This is a genomic window from Agrobacterium sp. RC10-4-1 (genome assembly GCF_014138475.1).
Taxonomy (GTDB): domain Bacteria; phylum Pseudomonadota; class Alphaproteobacteria; order Rhizobiales; family Rhizobiaceae; genus Agrobacterium; species Agrobacterium pusense.
This window is the reverse complement of record NZ_JACJIT010000010.1, coordinates 152895-168897: the sequence shown is the minus strand read 5'-3', so window position 1 is coordinate 168897 and position 16003 is coordinate 152895. Positions and strand designations below refer to the sequence as shown.

General features: G+C 58.7%; 14 protein-coding genes. 9 read left to right on the top strand and 5 right to left on the bottom strand.

Translation table 11 applies throughout. The features are described from left to right. Positions 1-384: 384 nt before the first annotated feature. Both FHW77_RS24150 and FHW77_RS24145 read right to left on the bottom strand, forming a co-directional pair. The gene (locus FHW77_RS24150; protein WP_034495409.1) at positions 385-1206 is read right to left on the bottom strand and encodes a hypothetical protein; all 822 of its coding nucleotides are present in this window, start codon (positions 1204-1206) and stop codon (positions 385-387) included. A 121-nt stretch (positions 1207-1327) separates the two neighbouring features. Next, positions 1328-2272 carry a sigma-70 family RNA polymerase sigma factor gene (locus FHW77_RS24145; RefSeq protein WP_081859326.1) on the bottom strand — a complete coding sequence of 315 codons (945 nt, stop codon included), beginning with the start codon at positions 2270-2272 and terminating at the stop codon, positions 1328-1330. Positions 2273-2430: 158 nt separating this feature from the next. On the opposite strand from FHW77_RS24145, the gene FHW77_RS24140 reads away from it, so the two are divergent. Next, positions 2431-2886, top strand: a complete 456-nt coding sequence (locus FHW77_RS24140; RefSeq protein WP_034495411.1) for a carboxymuconolactone decarboxylase family protein — start codon at positions 2431-2433, stop codon at positions 2884-2886. A 19-nt stretch (positions 2887-2905) separates the two neighbouring features. Here the strand turns inward: FHW77_RS24140 and FHW77_RS24135 are convergent, their stop codons facing one another. Beyond that, positions 2906-3823 carry a LysR family transcriptional regulator gene (locus FHW77_RS24135; protein ID WP_051674090.1) on the bottom strand — a complete coding sequence of 306 codons (918 nt, stop codon included), beginning with the start codon at positions 3821-3823 and terminating at the stop codon, positions 2906-2908. 95 nt (positions 3824-3918) lie between these two features. On the opposite strand from FHW77_RS24135, the gene FHW77_RS24130 reads away from it, so the two are divergent. The 5 genes from FHW77_RS24130 to FHW77_RS24110 all read left to right on the top strand — a co-directional run bounded on the left by FHW77_RS24130 (position 3919) and on the right by FHW77_RS24110 (position 11359). Continuing rightward, the gene (locus tag FHW77_RS24130) at positions 3919-4668 is read left to right on the top strand and encodes an SDR family NAD(P)-dependent oxidoreductase (RefSeq protein ID WP_034495413.1); all 750 of its coding nucleotides are present in this window, start codon (positions 3919-3921) and stop codon (positions 4666-4668) included. Between the two features lie 151 nt (positions 4669-4819). Continuing rightward, a complete protein-coding gene (locus FHW77_RS24125; RefSeq protein ID WP_034495415.1) occupies positions 4820-5524 on the top strand; it encodes a hypothetical protein in 705 nt (234 codons plus the stop codon). A gap of 587 nt (positions 5525-6111) precedes the next feature. Next, on the top strand, positions 6112-7179 hold the full coding sequence (locus FHW77_RS24120) for an efflux RND transporter periplasmic adaptor subunit (RefSeq protein WP_182590835.1): 1068 nt from the start codon (positions 6112-6114) through the stop codon (positions 7177-7179). 5 nt (positions 7180-7184) lie between these two features. After that, positions 7185-8261, top strand: coding sequence for an efflux RND transporter periplasmic adaptor subunit (locus FHW77_RS24115; RefSeq protein WP_034495419.1), 1077 nt, complete (start codon positions 7185-7187; stop codon positions 8259-8261). Continuing rightward, the gene (locus tag FHW77_RS24110) at positions 8258-11359 is read left to right on the top strand and encodes an efflux RND transporter permease subunit (protein ID WP_182590834.1); all 3102 of its coding nucleotides are present in this window, start codon (positions 8258-8260) and stop codon (positions 11357-11359) included. The genes FHW77_RS24115 and FHW77_RS24110 overlap by 4 nt, the downstream gene beginning before the upstream one ends. Before the next feature lie 103 nt (positions 11360-11462). On the opposite strand, the gene FHW77_RS24105 is transcribed toward FHW77_RS24110, so the two are convergent. Further along, complete coding sequence (locus FHW77_RS24105; protein ID WP_052808838.1) at positions 11463-12299, bottom strand: NAD(P)-dependent oxidoreductase; 837 nt, start codon at positions 12297-12299, stop codon at positions 11463-11465. After that, positions 12296-13219: an SDR family NAD(P)-dependent oxidoreductase gene (locus FHW77_RS24100; RefSeq protein ID WP_182590833.1), complete on the bottom strand. Its 924-nt coding sequence runs from the start codon at positions 13217-13219 to the stop codon at positions 12296-12298. The genes FHW77_RS24105 and FHW77_RS24100 overlap by 4 nt, the downstream gene beginning before the upstream one ends. Before the next feature lie 62 nt (positions 13220-13281). Here FHW77_RS24100 and FHW77_RS24095 point away from each other — a divergent pair, with 62 nt between their 5' ends. The 3 genes from FHW77_RS24095 (at position 13282) to FHW77_RS24085 (ending at position 15822) form a co-directional block, all read left to right on the top strand. Continuing rightward, complete coding sequence (locus tag FHW77_RS24095; RefSeq protein ID WP_182590832.1) at positions 13282-14211, top strand: LysR family transcriptional regulator; 930 nt, start codon at positions 13282-13284, stop codon at positions 14209-14211. Between the two features lie 315 nt (positions 14212-14526). Next, a complete protein-coding gene (locus tag FHW77_RS24090) occupies positions 14527-14943 on the top strand; it encodes a cupin domain-containing protein (protein WP_034495423.1) in 417 nt (138 codons plus the stop codon). Positions 14944-15075: 132 nt separating this feature from the next. Continuing rightward, the gene (locus tag FHW77_RS24085) at positions 15076-15822 is read left to right on the top strand and encodes an SDR family oxidoreductase (RefSeq protein ID WP_034495426.1); all 747 of its coding nucleotides are present in this window, start codon (positions 15076-15078) and stop codon (positions 15820-15822) included. Positions 15823-16003: the final 181 nt, after the last annotated feature.

Genomic DNA, 16003 nt, shown 5'->3' with positions numbered 1-16003 from the left:
TCGCGCGCAATTATACGCTCGTATGCGATACGCGGCCCTGTGCTGGTTGATTGAGGTACGTGCAGATGGCCCGAACCCGGCCTCGAGCGCACTTTGCGTATCGGCCGATGCTGGGTTCTCGTAGGCCGTGGCTTCGCGGAAAGCCGCTGTATGCTTTTATGGCGCTTTACAGATCGAACTCGCTCATAGAAGGGCAGCCGCTTACGGTCGATATTCTCACGAGTCGGCATACCGACCGCGTGCCGGACCCACCGATCCAAGTCGGGCAGCGAGTGGCCAACGCAGTTCGACAGATTAAATTCTGCGTAAATCTCGCTGCATCGCATCAGTCGTCGCCGACACCGTAATGCATAATGATCTGTTTTTCGTCGTAGAGATTATTCTTCACCATTGCCACAACGATGGCGAATACGGCAAAGCACAGATCCACGTCGGTCTGCGTAATCGGGTGCGTTTCGTGTTGTGTGCGATAGCATTCCGGAGCTTCTCGCATTTGTCGAAGCCGTTTTTAACGTCTCCCCACACCTTCACTTTGTCGAGGCCGCCAATAGGCGGTGGCATGTTACCTTTAACTACCGCCTGCAGTTTTTCTATCAGTCGTATACCAGGCTTAGTGCGCTTGTCCTCGGGCAGCCCCCGGTTGAGTTTTTCCCGCTCCGCCTCAATAAAGCTGTCGATTGCCGAAAAGTATGAGAAAAACGCTTGCTTGAGTTTTCCCTCCTCCTCGAACGCAAAACCTTCGGCGATCGCTTCGGCCGCATATCCGATAAGCCGGCTGTCTCCCGAGTAGGAGCACATGGTGAAATCGAACCGCACGTCCATGTTCATCTCCATGGAAGTTCCGGACAGGCTTCCTCTCACCAGTGCTCGGCACCCAAAACGGTCTGCTATTTGAAGTTCCAAGGCAAGCCTCCCTGTGCTTTCAGACGTTGCCTTGGGCAGCTCATATTCTGGATCATCATGTGGGTCATCTTCGACAAAGTATCCGTAGTCGTCTAGGATCAGCTTGTGGATGAAAATCGCTTCGTTCGAGAGATCAAACTCGTGCCAGACTGGGTAGTCCTTAACGCTTCCACCGTCGTACGGAATGAAATCGAAGTCGGGAAGAAGTTCAGTGGTCCTATAGACGGGCTTGAACTCGGTGGCTTCTAATTTGAGGCAGACATAGAGCTTTCCCTCGCTCAACGCCTTCGTGAGTTTACTCATGAGGTCGACCTCGAATATTGTAGATTACTCATCGCGATTTGCTAGGAGGAGACCGGTCACGCCCAGCTGCTCCCAACGAAAACAGGAAAAGCGAAGCCAAGGGGGGAAGCCTGCGCGGACCCTACACGTTAACACGCGTCAGTTTGTCGGGATTTTTGACGATATAGATCGCGAAGATCCTGCCATCGCGAATGTCCAAAGCCGTCGTTTGCAATACGTCATTCGTGTCTAGGCTCACATATCCCGTCAGGCCGTCGATGGTGACGGTTCGAAGGAAAGTCGGTGAAAGCACGGCCTTTTTCCGAGCGGAAACGAAGAGGCGCAGTGCGCGCTCCAAGCCGTAAATAACATCCCGGAACGCGCGAACCTTCCCGCCGCCGTCGGTGTGTATCTGGACGTCGCGTGCCAGCAATTCCGAAAGCGCCGCGACGTCACCGTCGCGCGACGCAGCAAAGAAAGCGCGCGCAATCTCATCTGCCTCCGCTGCCCCGATATTGTATCGTGGACGTGCGTTTTGAACATTCTTACGCGCCCGGGAAGCAAGTTGTCGAACAGCGGTCGGATCACGCTCAAGCACAACCGCCACCTCGGTCAGCGCCACGTCGAATACGTCATGAAGCAGGAAAGCCGCCCTTTCGAGCGGTGATAGTCGTTCCAACGCCAACATCAGCGTAACAGTGACATCGTCGGGAACGACCTCGTACGTGTCGGCGGTTTCAATCAGCGGCTCTGGCAACCATGGACCGACATAGACCTCGCGACGCGCTCGCGCCGACGCCATTCGATCGAGGCATAACCGCGTGACAATACGGGTGAGATAGGCAGCCGGGGTGCGAATGTCGTCGTCAGCGCGTGCCCAACGCAGCCATGCGTCCTGCAGGACATCTTCCGCCTCGGTGACCGACCCCAGCATACGGTAACCTAGGTGCAGCAAGCGTTTTCGCTGCAGCGTAAATTCATTCAGTTTCCGGTCCTCAAGCGACACCGAGGAGCGCTCTTCAAACGCTGTCGTCCGCGTACGACTGTTTTGAACCTGGTCCGTCTCGCTATCGCCGTAGTGCCACATATCGCTTTCCTTGGACTCGACTTCCCTGATGATAAACCCGCCATTCTGCGCGAGCGACATCGAAATCGGAAAATAAATAACGTCGACATGTCACGCCTTCAATCGTCGTCTCGTCATTGGATCAGTGCCGACCATCGGCGCAGTCCAAGGAGATCATCATGAACCAGACCACACGCCTCAACTGGCACGAAATAGCTCCCGCCGGAGCCAAAGCGCTTTTCGGGGTCCATCATTACGTTTCACACAACACGAATCTTCCCGAGGAACTTATCCACCTGGTGTTCCTGCGCGTCTCCCAGATAAACGGCTGCGCGCATTGCATCGACCTCCACACCCGCGACCTTCTCAAGACTATGGCCGCTGACAAGGTCGCTCTGGTCCCGGTATGGGAGGAGGTGCCGCACCTTTTTCCCGAGAACTACCGCGCGGCGCTGGCATGGGCCGAAGAGGTCACACTTGTCAGCGAAACGCATGCTTCCGATGAAGCCTACGCCGCCGTCTCAGCGGTCTTCGAGCCCAAAGATCTGGTCGATCTCACGATCGCGATCGCAGCTATGAACGCCTTCAACCGGCTCGGCGCTCCATTCCGGCTGCCGGTAAAGGCGCAGCCCTGAGGCACACGCGCGCCGTCGCCTAACCGCGGCGGCGCTTATCAGGGTTACCCTCCAGCACTGCACCGCGAAGTACACCCTCGACCAGATCGCACAACGCCACCACTTTGTGAGGCGGGTGGAGCCCGAAGGCGTGGACCGCGCTCAGTGGAAGTACCGGGAGATCGACTCCGGGGTATATGGCCACCAATCTACCCCACTCTATGTCGTCCGAAACGATATACCGCATAAGATACGCCGCTCCGATCCCATGTAGGGCCGCGCGATGAAGGCCAAAGCCCGAATCGCAGTCGATCACACCGGGCGGCGCGGCTATCGAGCCGTCCTCGAACGCTATCTGGAATCCGTTCGCTCCCGACACGTACCGCGCGAACGGGAAGGAGGACAGGTCGGCCACGGTTCGCGGATGGCCGCGTGACGCGAGAAGTTCGGGAGACGCGACGATCACCATCTCCATGTCGGCAATTTTCCTGGCGGACAGTTCACTCGACGGCAGACGTCCGACACGGAACACGACGTCGTAGTCCTCGCGGATGACATCAACGAACCGATCGGAAATTCCGATCTCCAAACGGAGTTCGGGGTTGGGCTTCGCGACCTTCTCTATCACCGCGTCAATTAGAACTGCGGCGAGCTCATTCGGGAAACTGATTTTGAGCCGCCCAGAAATGCCTCTGGAAAGGACGTCCCCCGCGTGCGCCAGCTCTTTCAGCAGAGGGGCGACGCGTTCCAGGAACAAATGGCCATCGGGTGTGAGGGTAAGGGCCCGTGTGGATCGCAGAAAGAGCCTGGCCCCGATCTGCTTCTCGAGTCTGGAAATGCTTCGCGATGCCGCCGAAGGCGTCGTCCCAAGCAATTTGGCAGCTGAGGTAAAGGAGCCGCTCTCTGCGGCCTTCACGAACGCAAGTAGCCCAGGTGTCTCTTCGAGTAGATCGCGCATTGCAAACTCCTACGCAAAAATGATGTGCCTGACGTATACCTACTGGACGTCCTGCCGAGTTGCTATTTCGAGCTCCGACAAAGGAGCAATAGACAATGAAAAAGCTTGAAGGAAAAGTCGCCATCGTCACTGGCGGTAACAGCGGCATCGGCAAGGAATCGGCAAAACTCTTTGCCGCAAACGGAGCGCAGGTCATCGTAACGGCGCGTCGTCAAGACGCTCTCGACGCCGCAGTACTTGATATCGGCCATGGGGCGATAGGTATACGAGGGGATGTCGCCGATCTTGAACATCACAAGTCTGTAGCCTCCGAAGCCAAGCGTCTCTTTGGCGGAGTGGATATTTACGTGGCGAATGCCGCGGTGATCGATCTCAAGCCGTCCAACGAGGTCACTCCCGCGGAGTTCGACCACCATTTCGCGATTAACACACGTGGTGTCTTTTTCGGCGTCCAGACGATCGTTCCGTCGATGCATGACGGTGGCAGCATCCTTCTGACGAGCTCGCTGGCCGCCACCAAGGTGCTGGACAACCATGCAGTCTATGCCGGCACGAAAGCCGCTATGAGCGCCTTCGCGAGAAACTGGGTGAAGGAGTTCAAATCGAGAAAAATCCGGGTGAACGTTATCAGCCCGGGACCGGTCGACACCGAAATTCTGGCAAAGCTGGGGGTAAGCGAACGGGAACGGCCCGCTTTCCTGGAAGCAATGGCCAACATGATCCCTGTCGGACGGCTCGGCCAGCCGATGGAAATCGCCAATGCGGCGCTCTTTCTGGTCTCCCCGGAAGCGAGTTTCGTGAACGGCGTCGAACTACATGTCGACGGCGGAATGAGCATCGCCTGATGGCCTATCGCCAGGGGCGGTCCTAAACGCTCGTATATATCGACTCGCTGCCAAGTAGCCTTATCATTTGGACATCACATAACGGCGGACCCGGGACGATGGCGTCGCGACCGCCGTTCCGCCCTCCAATGAAACGCGAAGAGGCAGCTCTATGACGGCAATATCCTATCGGGACTACGCGTTCGACCTTTACGGCAGAATCCAGAAGCTGCGTCGCTCGACAGATACGTTGGCCTCGATTGAGATTGCGGTCTGTCGTAATTCGTTCTGTTACAAGAGCTCCGAAACTATCGGGGCTTCATGTAGCCGCCAGTCCTCGTACGGTCCGCTCAGCTCGAAGACCGAACTCGAGCCGGATCTCGGGGGTGAGACTACCCGTGAGATCGAAGCTTTTTTCGCGTTACCGGAAATTTACGCCTATACGGACGCGGCGCTGAGTACCGAGCGGTCGCCTCTGGCAAGAGCGCATTGGGATGGCACCGTGGCTCTTGTCGAAGTCCAATACCAAACATCGCTGACAACCTGGCACCAGAGAATGCTTTTCATCGGCTTTTCCGATCCGATCCACGCGGATTTTACGGTCGGGATCGACGACGACTTGTTCGTAAACGGCCAGAACAAGGGCACGCAGCTCTTCGAGTGGAGAGCAAAGAATCCTACGTGCGAAAAGGTCCCGGATGTAGGCGCAGCGCTTTCCTCCGTGTCGCAGGTCGAGGCATCTCCATCGTTCCGTCAACGCCTTTCCGGCCTGGCTCAAGGGAGATGGCTGGCCCATCCGCGCCAGCCACGGGGCGTTGCAGCGTCGATCGCCCTGCCCAAGTCCACGGCAATAGCAACCACTGGTCCAGCTCGCTGAGCTAACCGTCCAGTCGCCAGATCAGGCGTTCAAACCGCACCGCCATAGCGTTTCTATATAGGCGGCTGATCTTTGCCCGTTTTTACCTTGATGCGCTTCCCAACGGGCGTCCAGCCGACTTCATCGAGCGCGGAGCCCAGGGATTTTTCCTCGGTCGCAGCCTCTCCATCGACACTTCCCCCGGGTGTTTCTCTCGTCATGCCTTGCTGGCCTCGCTAGACGTTTCAGAAAGAAGACGCGATTTTTGAAGCGATCGCAAGGGATATCGTCACACGACTGCGCCTCACCCAAGCCTTTCGCGGATATCCCTGCCACGCTCCGGCATGATCGAAACAACCCCAACCGATGTATATCTTCATGTCGGGGCAGGGGACGCTAAAATCCATTCACAGTAGAGACAGCAGCGAGCCTCGACCTCCATCCGACGACGGGTGACGCCGAAATCAGCTACGTTGCGAACTCAGCCTCTATCGGGCGAACAGTGGGGTACACGCCGCGCAGCGGCCGACCCAGAACGCCCCAAATCACCACCGCGATACAGCGGCCACTCAAACGACGTTCGAAGTCACTTCGCGCGAGGCTCGACTATGTCCAAAAATATCGGGTTCATCCTGATCGCAGCCAGCTTCACGGCGCTCTCTGTGGTCGGAGGCAAAGCGGAGCCCGAGCCGCCTCCGATCGTGGTGCGAGCGGTTACGGTCCGCCCGGCTTCGACGGTCGAGGCCACCTACCTGACAGGGGAGGTTCGTGCCCGCGTGGAGAGCGAACTTTCATTTCGCGTGAACGGGAGGATTGTCGAACGACACGTTGACGTCGGAGACCGGGTGAGGGCGGGCGACCTCCTCGCTCGGTTGGATGCCGAAGAGCAGAAAGCGGACATCAACGTCGCCCGTGCCAATCTCGAGTCGGCAGAGGCGCAACTGAAATTGGCCAACCTCGCTTTCGAAAGGCAGCGTAACCTCAGCAAGACGAGCGTGACGACCCAGGCGGCGATCGATCAGGCGCAAGAGGACCTCGCGACATCCAGGGAGAATGTCGCCGCCGCCACGGCGCAGCTGGATAACGCCCGTCAGCTATTCGGGTACACTGAGCTGAAAGCCGATGCCGATGGCGTCATCACGGCCAGGAACGCCGAGGTCGGACAAATCGCGAAAGCGGCCCAACCCATTTTCACGCTGGCGCGGAACGGTCAGCGTGACGGCGTCTTCGATGTCCAGGAGGCTTTGTACCTCCGCTATCCCCCGGCAGATAGGCTCGCCCTCAGTCTGATATCCGAACCGACACGCGAGATCACAGGGACCGTCCGCGAGATATCGCCGACCATCGACGGCTTGACCGGAACGATCAAGGTCAAGGTCAACATGGGCGAGGAGCAGAACTGGCCGCTCGGCGCGCCGATCGTCGGTGCGTTCGAATCTCCACAACGGTCGACGATCGAGGTCCCGTGGTCGGCCCTCACGGTCGTCGGCGACGCTCCGGCGGTCTGGACCGTGGACCCGGGCACGCAAACCGTTTCACTCCGGAAGATCACGATCGGCAAACACAGGACGTCCTCTGTCGAAGTCGCCGACGGCATATCCGTCGGCGATACTGTGATCGTCGAAGGCGGGAAGTTTCTTTCACCTGGCCGGGCGGTCCTGGTCAAACCCGAGTAAGAGAGATGACAATCAAGAAAACCGTCATCCTGCTGGCGGTCCTCACCCTTGCCGGGTGTTCGGACCAAGGCCAGGAGAAAAAGACAAGCGGTCCCAGACCCATCATTTCGGCAGTCGTCGGTATCGGCCGAAGCGCCGGGGGATATCCGGGAGTGGTAGAGGCCCATGTCTCCTCCGATCTAGGGTTCAGGATACTCGGCAACGTCAATTCCCGGCCGGTCGAAGTCGGCGATTTCGTGACCCGCGGTCAGGTCCTGGCCACCCTTGAATCGTCCTCGCAATCGCTCGAGGTGAGCGCCGCAGAGGCCGACCTTCGAAACGCGGAGGCCAGAAGGGCCAACGCTCAGGTTACGAGGGACAGGCAGCGGACACTTGCGGACGCCGGGCTCGGCATCACCGCCATATTCGAACAGGCCGAGCAGGCATTGAAGTCTGCACAAGCCAATGTCGGCAAAGCGGAAGCCATCCTGGCAAAAGCGCGGGAACAACTCGACTACACGACGTTGAGGGCGCAATTCGACGGTATCGTCACGAGGACGTCCGCTGAGGTAGGGCAGACTGCCGACGCCGGAGCGCCCGTTGTCACGATAGCCCAACCGGACGAGCGCGAGGTCGTGATCGACGTTCCCGACGAGGTGTACGGTGGTCTGAGGATCGGGACCCCTTTTGTCCTGAGGCTGCAGCTTGACGATCAGATGGCTGTGCGCGGTTTAGTCCGGGAACTCGCGCCGTCGGCCGATCCGCTCACCAGAACCCGCCGCGTGCGCATCACCCTTTTGTCGCCGGGCAACGGTTTCCGCATCGGCGCGGTCGCGACGGCCTATCTGGCACCATCAGACAGTACCCGGGTCACGGTGCCTCGACGGGCCGTCGGAACCGGGGACGGCGCTTTCGTTTGGATCGTAGACGAGGACAGGAGAACCGTCACGAAACGGGTGATCGAGGTAGAGGAGGCCAGTCTCTCCACAGACGAGGTGACGGTGCTGCAGGGTCTCGACGACGGAGAGCGTGTCGTCCTGGCTGGCGTGAACAGTCTGGTAGAAGGTCAGGCCATCCGACTTTCCGAGAGGAGCGAGCCATGAAATCGTTCAACCTATCCGACTGGGCGTTAGAGCACAGATCGCTTGTCTGGTATTTCATGATCGTCTTCGTGATCGCGGGCGCGTTCTCCTACATCAAACTCGGGAGAGAGGAGGATCCCTCGTTCACGATCAAGACTATGATCATACAAGCGGAATGGCCGGGTGCGTCTGCTGACGAAATGGCCAGGCAAGTCACCGACAGAATCGAGAAGAAGCTCGAGGAACTCCCCGCACTCGACTTCACTCGCAGCATGACGGTATCCGGCAGGACGACCATTTTCCTGGATATTCTCCCGTCGACAAAAGCGAGCGAGGTCGAGAAGAACTGGATCCTCGTCAGGAACATGATCAACGACATTCAGGCGACCCTTCCAGCCGGAGTGCGGGGTCCGTTCTTCAACGACAGGTTCGGCGATGTTTTCGGCAACATATACGCTTTCACGTCAGATGGCGTGACTCAGCGCGAGATGCGTGATCTCGTCGAGAACGCTCGCGCCGAGGTTCTCACGGTGCCGAACGTTGGCAAGGTGGAAATCCTCGGAGCTCAGGACGAAGTGGTGTACCTCGAGTTCTCCACCCGTAAGCTGTCGGCGCTAGGCGTAGATCGTCAGACCGTGATCGAGACGCTTCAGGCGCAGAACGCGCTGACGCACTCGGGCGTCGTCGAGTCCGGGGCCGAAAGGATCGCCCTCAGGGTCAGCGGATCGTTCGAATCCGAAAAGAGCCTCGGTGCGATCAATTTACGGATCGGAGACCGCTTTTTTCCGTTGAGCGAGATCGCCACGATCCGACGAGCCTATGCCGACCCTCCTGCCACACTGTTCCGTTACAACGGCGAGCCCGCGCTCGGATTGGCAATCGGCATGCGTACGGGAGCCAACCTGCTGGAGTTTGGCGAGGCGCTCAAGCGAAAGGTTTCGGAGATAGAGGCGAACATGCCCGTGGGCGCTGACGTCCATCTGGTTTCCGACCAGCCCGCCGTCGTCGAAGAAGCCGTATCCGGTTTCACCAGGGCCCTGTTCGAGGCGGTGGTGATCGTTCTTTTTATCAGCTTCATAAGCCTCGGCGTGCGCGCGGGTCTCGTGGTGGCCGTGTCTATCCCGCTCGTATTGGCGATGACGTTCGTTTTCATGGAGTACACGGGCATCTCGATGCAGCGTATTTCACTCGGCGCGCTGATCATCGCCCTCGGACTTCTTGTTGACGACGCCATGATCGCCGTCGAAATGATGGTCGCCAGGCTTGAGGCGGGCGACAATATCAGGAAGGCGGCGACCCACGTCTACACGACAACGGCGTTCCCCATGCTGACCGGGACGCTGGTGACGGTTGCGGGCTTCATCCCCATCGGCCTCAACAGCAGCGCCGCCGGGGAGTTCACGTTTACGCTGTTCGTCGTGATCGCGGTATCGCTCGTCGTGTCGTGGATCGTCGCTGTCCTTTTTACTCCACTTCTCGGGGTGACCCTCCTTCCCAAGACGATGGCAAGCCACAAGGCGCGAAAGGGAATAGCCGCACGAGTTTTCTCGCGGGTACTTTCCGCAGCCGTTCGGTGGAGATGGGTGACGATCGCCCTTACCGTCGGTGCTTTTGGGCTGTCCATCGCCGGGATGAGCCTCGTCCAGCAGCAGTTCTTTCCAAACTCCGATCGCCATGAACTGATCGTGGACTGGAATCTGCCGCACAACACCTCGTTCGCGGAGATCAACCGTCAGATGCAGACGTTCGAGAAGGACACCCTATCGGGCAACGAAGACGTCGCTCACTGGTCGACCTACGTCGGCACGGGAGCTCCCCGCTTCATCCTGGCGTTCGACGTCCAGACGCCGGACACCTCGTTCGGGCAGACGGTCATCGTCTCCAAGTCCCTCGAGGCGCGCGACAGGTTGCGCCCCAAGTTGCAGCAGTATCTCAAGGACATGTTTCCCGGCACCGATGCCTACGTGAAACTCCTCGATATCGGGCCGCCGATCGGGAAACCGATCCACTACCGGGTCAGCGGGCCCGATATCGACGAGTTGAGATCACTTGGTCAGGAGTTGCTCGGCCTGGTCAGCAGGCATCCGCTGCTCCACAACACGATCCTCGACTGGAACGAGCCCGAGCGCGTCGTCAAGATCGACGTTCTCCAGGACAAGGCCCGCCAGCTCGGCGTCACGTCCCAGGAAATCGCGACTACCCTCGATACGGTTGTCGAAGGCGCGCCTGTCACGCAGATCAGGGACGACATCTACCTGATCAATGTTGTCGGCCGGGCAAACGCCGCGGAACGAGGTTCGCTTGAGACGCTAAGCAACGTGCTCGTCCCTGCGTCCAACGGCAAAGCGGTTCCCCTTTCGGCAGTTGCCACGCTGCGGTATGAACTCGAACCTCCGAAAATATGGCGGCGGGACCGTACTCCTACCATCACGGTCAAGGCCGCGGTTTCCGGTCCGACCCAGCCGGACACCATCGTCAAACAGCTTGGCCCCGAGATCCAGAAGTTTTCGGAGACCCTGCCACCCGGGTATTCCCTTGCGGTCGGCGGGACGGTCGAAGAAAGCGCGAAGTCGCAGGGTCCGATCGCTGCGGTCGTCCCGCTGATGCTCTTCATCATGGCGACGGTTCTTATGATCCAGCTTCAAAGCTTCAATCGGCTCTTTCTGGTTTTTGCCGTCGCGCCGCTCGCCCTCATTGGCGTTGTGGCCGCGCTGGTCCTCAGCCATGCCCCGTTGGGGTTCGTGGCCATCCTCGGAATCCTCGCCCTGGCGGGTATCCTGATCCGAAATTCGGTGATCCTGGTCGTTCAGATCGAAGAGCTGAAAGCCGAAGGCACGCCAGCCTGGCAAGCAGTGATTGAGGCGACCGAACATCGCATGCGGCCGATCATGTTGACGGCCGCGGCGGCGACGCTGGCGCTCATACCGATCTCGCGTGAAGTCTTCTGGGGACCCATGGCCTACGCGATGATGGGCGGCATTGTCGTCGGTACGGTCCTGACGCTGATTTTCCTGCCGGCGCTGTATGTCACCTGGTTCCGGATCAAGCCGGAAGCGGTCGAGACAGGCGGACCCGGGCAGATCATCGACCAGGGAAACCCGGTGGACGAGGCGGCGTGACCGCGCCGGCGCGTCGGCGGAAGTACGCATCCGAATAGAAAAGACACCCCGCTAGCAGCGTTCGCCGTCGGGGTGTTTTGCTTTAGATCGGTGTGATCGGTCTTCAGCTTCGTGCGGACAGTCTAGCGATCACACGTTCCAGGCCAGCAGCACCTCCGAGAGCCCAAGCCTCGATAGCGGAGACATCCAGACCTAGCTTTTTCGCAGCCGCTGCAAACTCTTCGACGTCGGTGCGGTTGAGCTTCGCGATATGGGCCGCGATCTGCGGCGTCACCTTAGTGCCGAGAGCGTCAAGGATGAAGCTTCCGCCGCTGCTGTGGGAAAAAGCCTTCTGCAGGCTTGCCGGGGACACGCCGAACGCGTCGGCGATCGAAAAAACCTCGACGACGTTCCGCAGGTTCGAGACGGTGAGAGCGTTGTTGCAGAGCTTGCTGGCTTGCCCGGTTCCCGCTCCACCCATGTGAACGACGTGCGTGCTATGGGTGGAAAGGATTTCGCCGCACTTTTCCAGAGTGGCGGCATCCGTCCCCACGAAGCAAGTGAGCGTCCTTGCGACCGCTCCGGGCCGTCCTCCGCTGACCGGGGCATCAACGAAGCGGATTTCCTTTGCTTTGCAGGTTTCCTCGAAGGCCCTCGCTTCACCTGGGTCCCCGGTGGCATGGTTCATAAGGATCGCGCCGGAGGGCAGGGCGTCAAGCACTCCCCCTTGCAGCAATTCAAGCAGGTCGTGGTCGGACCGTAGGCAGACGCAGAGCACGTCCACCGCCGTCGCCAGTTCGACCGCCGATTCATGCCGCGTGAATAAAGTGCCCTCAAGGCTCTCGTAGGAGAAATTTCGTCTGGCCCAGACGTGCAGGTTGAATTTTTCAGCGATCGCGACCGCCATCGGCGCGCCCTGGTCGCCGATGCCGATGAAGCCGACGTTCAGCGGGCCGCTCATTCCTTCACGCCCAGCATGGTTTCTGCCATGCCCCACAGACGTTCGGCGTTGTCTTCGTCGATCGCGTAGTGCCCGACCCCCTTGAACGGACCGTTGCCGCGCTCTTCGACGACCGAAGCTTTCTGGCAGTCGTCATAGTATTCGCCGGATCGGCCTTCGACGAGAGGCGAGGCCGCCAGAAGCACCGTGGTGGACGCACCCTGTTCGGTAGTTTTGCGGAGATGTTCCGGAGTACGGAGACCGCCCGTGTGCTTTTGCAGATTGGTCGCGATCGCTCCCGGGTTAAGGGCGTTCGACGCAATGCCTTCGTTTGCCCATTTCCGTGTGATCCCCACGGACATCAGGATGCAGGCTGTCTTCGACTGGCCATAGCCGAGCAGGGGATCGTACGGGATAAAGCGGAAGTCCGGATCGTCCCAGAAAACGGGCGCGAACAGGCTGCCAACCGATGCGACAGAGACCACGCGCGCTCCGTTCGCCTTCGCCAGATGAGTGCGCAGGCCGAGGGCGAGGGCAAAATGCCCCAAGTAGTTGGTCGCAAACTGCATCTCGCGGCCTTCGGGCGTGCGCTGCAGATCGGGGATTGCCATGACGCCAGCGTTGTTGACCAGAACGTCGAGCTTTTGGTCCCAGCCCTCAACGAAAGCACGCACCGACGACAGATCTGCGACATCGAGCTGACGAACGCTCACGCTCCCCTTTGTGATTTCCGACGCGATCCTCTCGGCAACGGCGCGGGCATCGTCGGGACGACGGGCGGCGATCGTCACGGAAGCGCCGGCGGCCGCAAGGGCCCTGGTGGTCTCGAGACCGATCCCGCCCGAACCTCCGGTGACGATGATGTTCTTTCCGGAGAGGTCTATACCCTCCAGCACTTCGTTTGCGGTCGAAGCGAACCCGAACGGGATGTCTGCGCTCATAGTCATTCTCCTTTGAATTAATCGCTTGTCATAGAGATACACCTGTGGCAGTCGTGAACTAGATGGCTAGAGATGTACGTATTGATGAGGTATTCCGTACAGTCAGTTCGCTTCCGCCGGGCGAACTGGCGGCTTTTCTGGCTGTCGCCGAGCATGGTGGCTTCAGGGCCGCCGCCCGTACGCTTGATCAGAGCGCTTCCGCACTGAGCCACGCAGTGGCAGGCCTCGAGAAGCGTCTCAAGGTGAAGCTTTTCCACCGATCCACCCGAAATGTGTCTTTGACTGAGTCCGGGAGCAGGTTCGCCTCGAGACTCGTGCCTGCGATCAGCGAGATCGGGCTGGCGGTCGAAGAAATCGAAGACATGAATGCCGCGCCCGCCGGGCTTCTGCGGATCAATACCGATGCAAACGCGGCCGAGCAGGTGCTCATGCCGCTCCTGACGAAGTTCATGGCTATCCAGCCAGCCATGCGGTTCGAGATCGTGTCCGATACAAGATTGGTCGACATCGCCGAAGGCGGATTCGACTGCGGTATCAGGCTCGCCGAGCTTGTGCCCGAGGAGATGGTCGCGATCCCGATCGGCCCCGATCAGCAGCACATCGTGGTTGCGTCTCCCGGCTATCTCGACAATGCACCCGAGTTAGCGCAGCCGTCCGATATCGCGCTTCACAAGTGTGTCCAACTGCGTATGTCGGGCGGTTCTATCTATCGATGGGAATTCCAGAGACGGGGCGAGACACTCGCCGTCGAGACATCCGGCAATCTGGTCGTCGATCATTCGCGGCTTCTCCTTGCGGCGGCGCGTGAAGGATATGGCTTGGCCTACGTCACGCGGTGGATGGCCAACGAAAGCCTGCGGGACGGATCGCTTCGCCAGGTGCTCGCTGACTGGACCCCGCCCTATCCGGGGCTTTGTCTCTACTATCCGCGCCACCGCCACATCGGGGCAGGGATGCGTGCCTTCCTCGCATACCTTCGGGCGACCCGCTGAACTCTCCGGACGTTGGCTCCGCGGCGCTCTCTCAATAAAGATCCGCCAGGCGTTTGCGTCACCGTTAAATTAGCCTGCGTTGGTTCGCAGCACCCAACAGGTAATATCGATCTCTAAGAGCTCCTGCTCACCCATGTTCCTTCCCAAAGGCAGGCACCCGGAACAGTATACCTGTATCGTTGCATTGTATTAAGCTCTCTACGAAGGTTACCGCGACCTTCACACAAACGTTTGTATATCTCCAATGTGCACGGATGGTCCTCTATTCTCACTGAGGTGCCGCGGCATGCGGTTCAAAGTCCCGAGGAGATATCCATGTTTAAAAAGACAGCCTTCACAGCACTTTTCGCATTGGCGACCATCTATCCCGTAAGTGCGGCGGACGGGTCGAAGAATGCGAAGGTTACGCTGGTCTTCAACCACGAACTGCCAAATGTGCCAGGCAAGAGCATGCGCGGAGTATTGGTCGAGTACGGCCCCGGCGGATACTCGCCCGCCCACACACATGCCAAGAGCGCCTTCATCTACGCGACTGTTCTAGAAGGCGAAATTAGGAGCAAGGTAGGCGGTGGCCCAGAAAAGACCTACAAAGCTGGAGAGAATTTCATCGAAAATCCCGGCGACCATCACGGCGTCAGCGCTAATGGAAGCGAAACAAAACCAGCCAAGCTTTTGGCCGTCTTCGTCGTCGATACGAAAGAGATTGAATTGACCACTCCAGACAAAAAATAGTCGACCGAATGAACGCAAGCCGGCGACTGACGTATGGGGCAATCGCAGCGCAATCCTCCGAGAAACTCAAAATCGGTCTATCAGTGCTGTCTAAGTATGCTGTTGGGATGGACCAGGTTAGGGAGCTAGTTAATGAAATTCGTTATAATGGGCGGAACCGGGTTCATCGGTTCAAAAGTCGTCTCGAAACTAACAGCGGCCGGGCATGAGGCGATTGCGGCCTCACCGAGTAACGGCATTGATAGCGTTACCGGGGAGGGCCTTGATGAGGCGATGGCGGGGGCGCATGCCGTGCTCGACGTAACCAACTCACCGACCTTCGACCCACAGGGCATCCTGGACTTTTTCAACAAATCCACCTCGAACCAGATTGTCGCGGAGAAAGAAGCCCATGTGCGCCATCACGTTTTGCTGTCAATCGTCGGGATACACAAACTTCCAGACAATGCCTACACGAAAGGAAAGATAGCGCAGGAGAACATGGTCGAGGGATCAGGAGTGCCATTCACCATCGTCAGGGCCACCCAGTTTATGGAGTATCTTGGTACCATTGCCGATCATGGTGGCAGCCACGGCGAAACCTATATTCCCACTGCGAATGTTCAGGTGGTTGCCGCGTCCGATCTGGTAGATGCGCTATGCGAAATCCTTACGGAAGGACCAACCAACAGCACCGTTCAAATCGCCGGTCCGGACCGCGCCCCGATGAATGAAGTTGTATCTCGCTATCTCAAGGCAAAGGGCGACGACAGGGTCGTCAGAGCAGACCCGGACGCGCTTTATTTTGGATCTCGTCTGGAGGCTGATACTCTTGTCCCGGACGGCAGTGTGCGGATTTGCCAGACAACTTTAAATGAATTCATTGCTAGGGGTGTCTGACAACGCGCATCTGCATGAATTCATTGTGCTGTCGTCCCAAGTGACGGCGTGGGCATCTATTTTATCGACTTGAAAATCGTCTGAGCGGCGTTCGCGTTGATAAACATAATGATTAAAGGCCGCGAGAGCAACTACCTAGTCTTGCGGCCTTACCCTGTTTAAGGCATACCGGATATAAGTT

Coding starts and splice junctions, on each gene's coding strand:
- FHW77_RS24145 (WP_081859326.1), bottom strand. CDS start 2,272: ATGTGGCACTACGGCGATAGCGAGACGGACCAGGTTCAAAACAGTCGT.
- FHW77_RS24130 (WP_034495413.1), top strand. CDS start 3,919: ATGAAAAAGCTTGAAGGAAAAGTCGCCATCGTCACTGGCGGTAACAGC.
- FHW77_RS24125 (WP_034495415.1), top strand. CDS start 4,820: ATGACGGCAATATCCTATCGGGACTACGCGTTCGACCTTTACGGCAGA.
- FHW77_RS24110 (WP_182590834.1), top strand. CDS start 8,258: ATGAAATCGTTCAACCTATCCGACTGGGCGTTAGAGCACAGATCGCTT.
- FHW77_RS24120 (WP_182590835.1), top strand. CDS start 6,112: ATGTCCAAAAATATCGGGTTCATCCTGATCGCAGCCAGCTTCACGGCG.
- FHW77_RS24150 (WP_034495409.1), bottom strand. CDS start 1,206: ATGAGTAAACTCACGAAGGCGTTGAGCGAGGGAAAGCTCTATGTCTGC.
- FHW77_RS24140 (WP_034495411.1), top strand. CDS start 2,431: ATGAACCAGACCACACGCCTCAACTGGCACGAAATAGCTCCCGCCGGA.
- FHW77_RS24085 (WP_034495426.1), top strand. CDS start 15,076: ATGAAATTCGTTATAATGGGCGGAACCGGGTTCATCGGTTCAAAAGTC.
- FHW77_RS24115 (WP_034495419.1), top strand. CDS start 7,185: ATGACAATCAAGAAAACCGTCATCCTGCTGGCGGTCCTCACCCTTGCC.
- FHW77_RS24090 (WP_034495423.1), top strand. CDS start 14,527: ATGTTTAAAAAGACAGCCTTCACAGCACTTTTCGCATTGGCGACCATC.
- FHW77_RS24135 (WP_051674090.1), bottom strand. CDS start 3,823: ATGCGCGATCTACTCGAAGAGACACCTGGGCTACTTGCGTTCGTGAAG.
- FHW77_RS24095 (WP_182590832.1), top strand. CDS start 13,282: ATGGCTAGAGATGTACGTATTGATGAGGTATTCCGTACAGTCAGTTCG.
- FHW77_RS24105 (WP_052808838.1), bottom strand. CDS start 12,299: ATGAGCGGCCCGCTGAACGTCGGCTTCATCGGCATCGGCGACCAGGGC.
- FHW77_RS24100 (WP_182590833.1), bottom strand. CDS start 13,219: ATGAGCGCAGACATCCCGTTCGGGTTCGCTTCGACCGCAAACGAAGTG.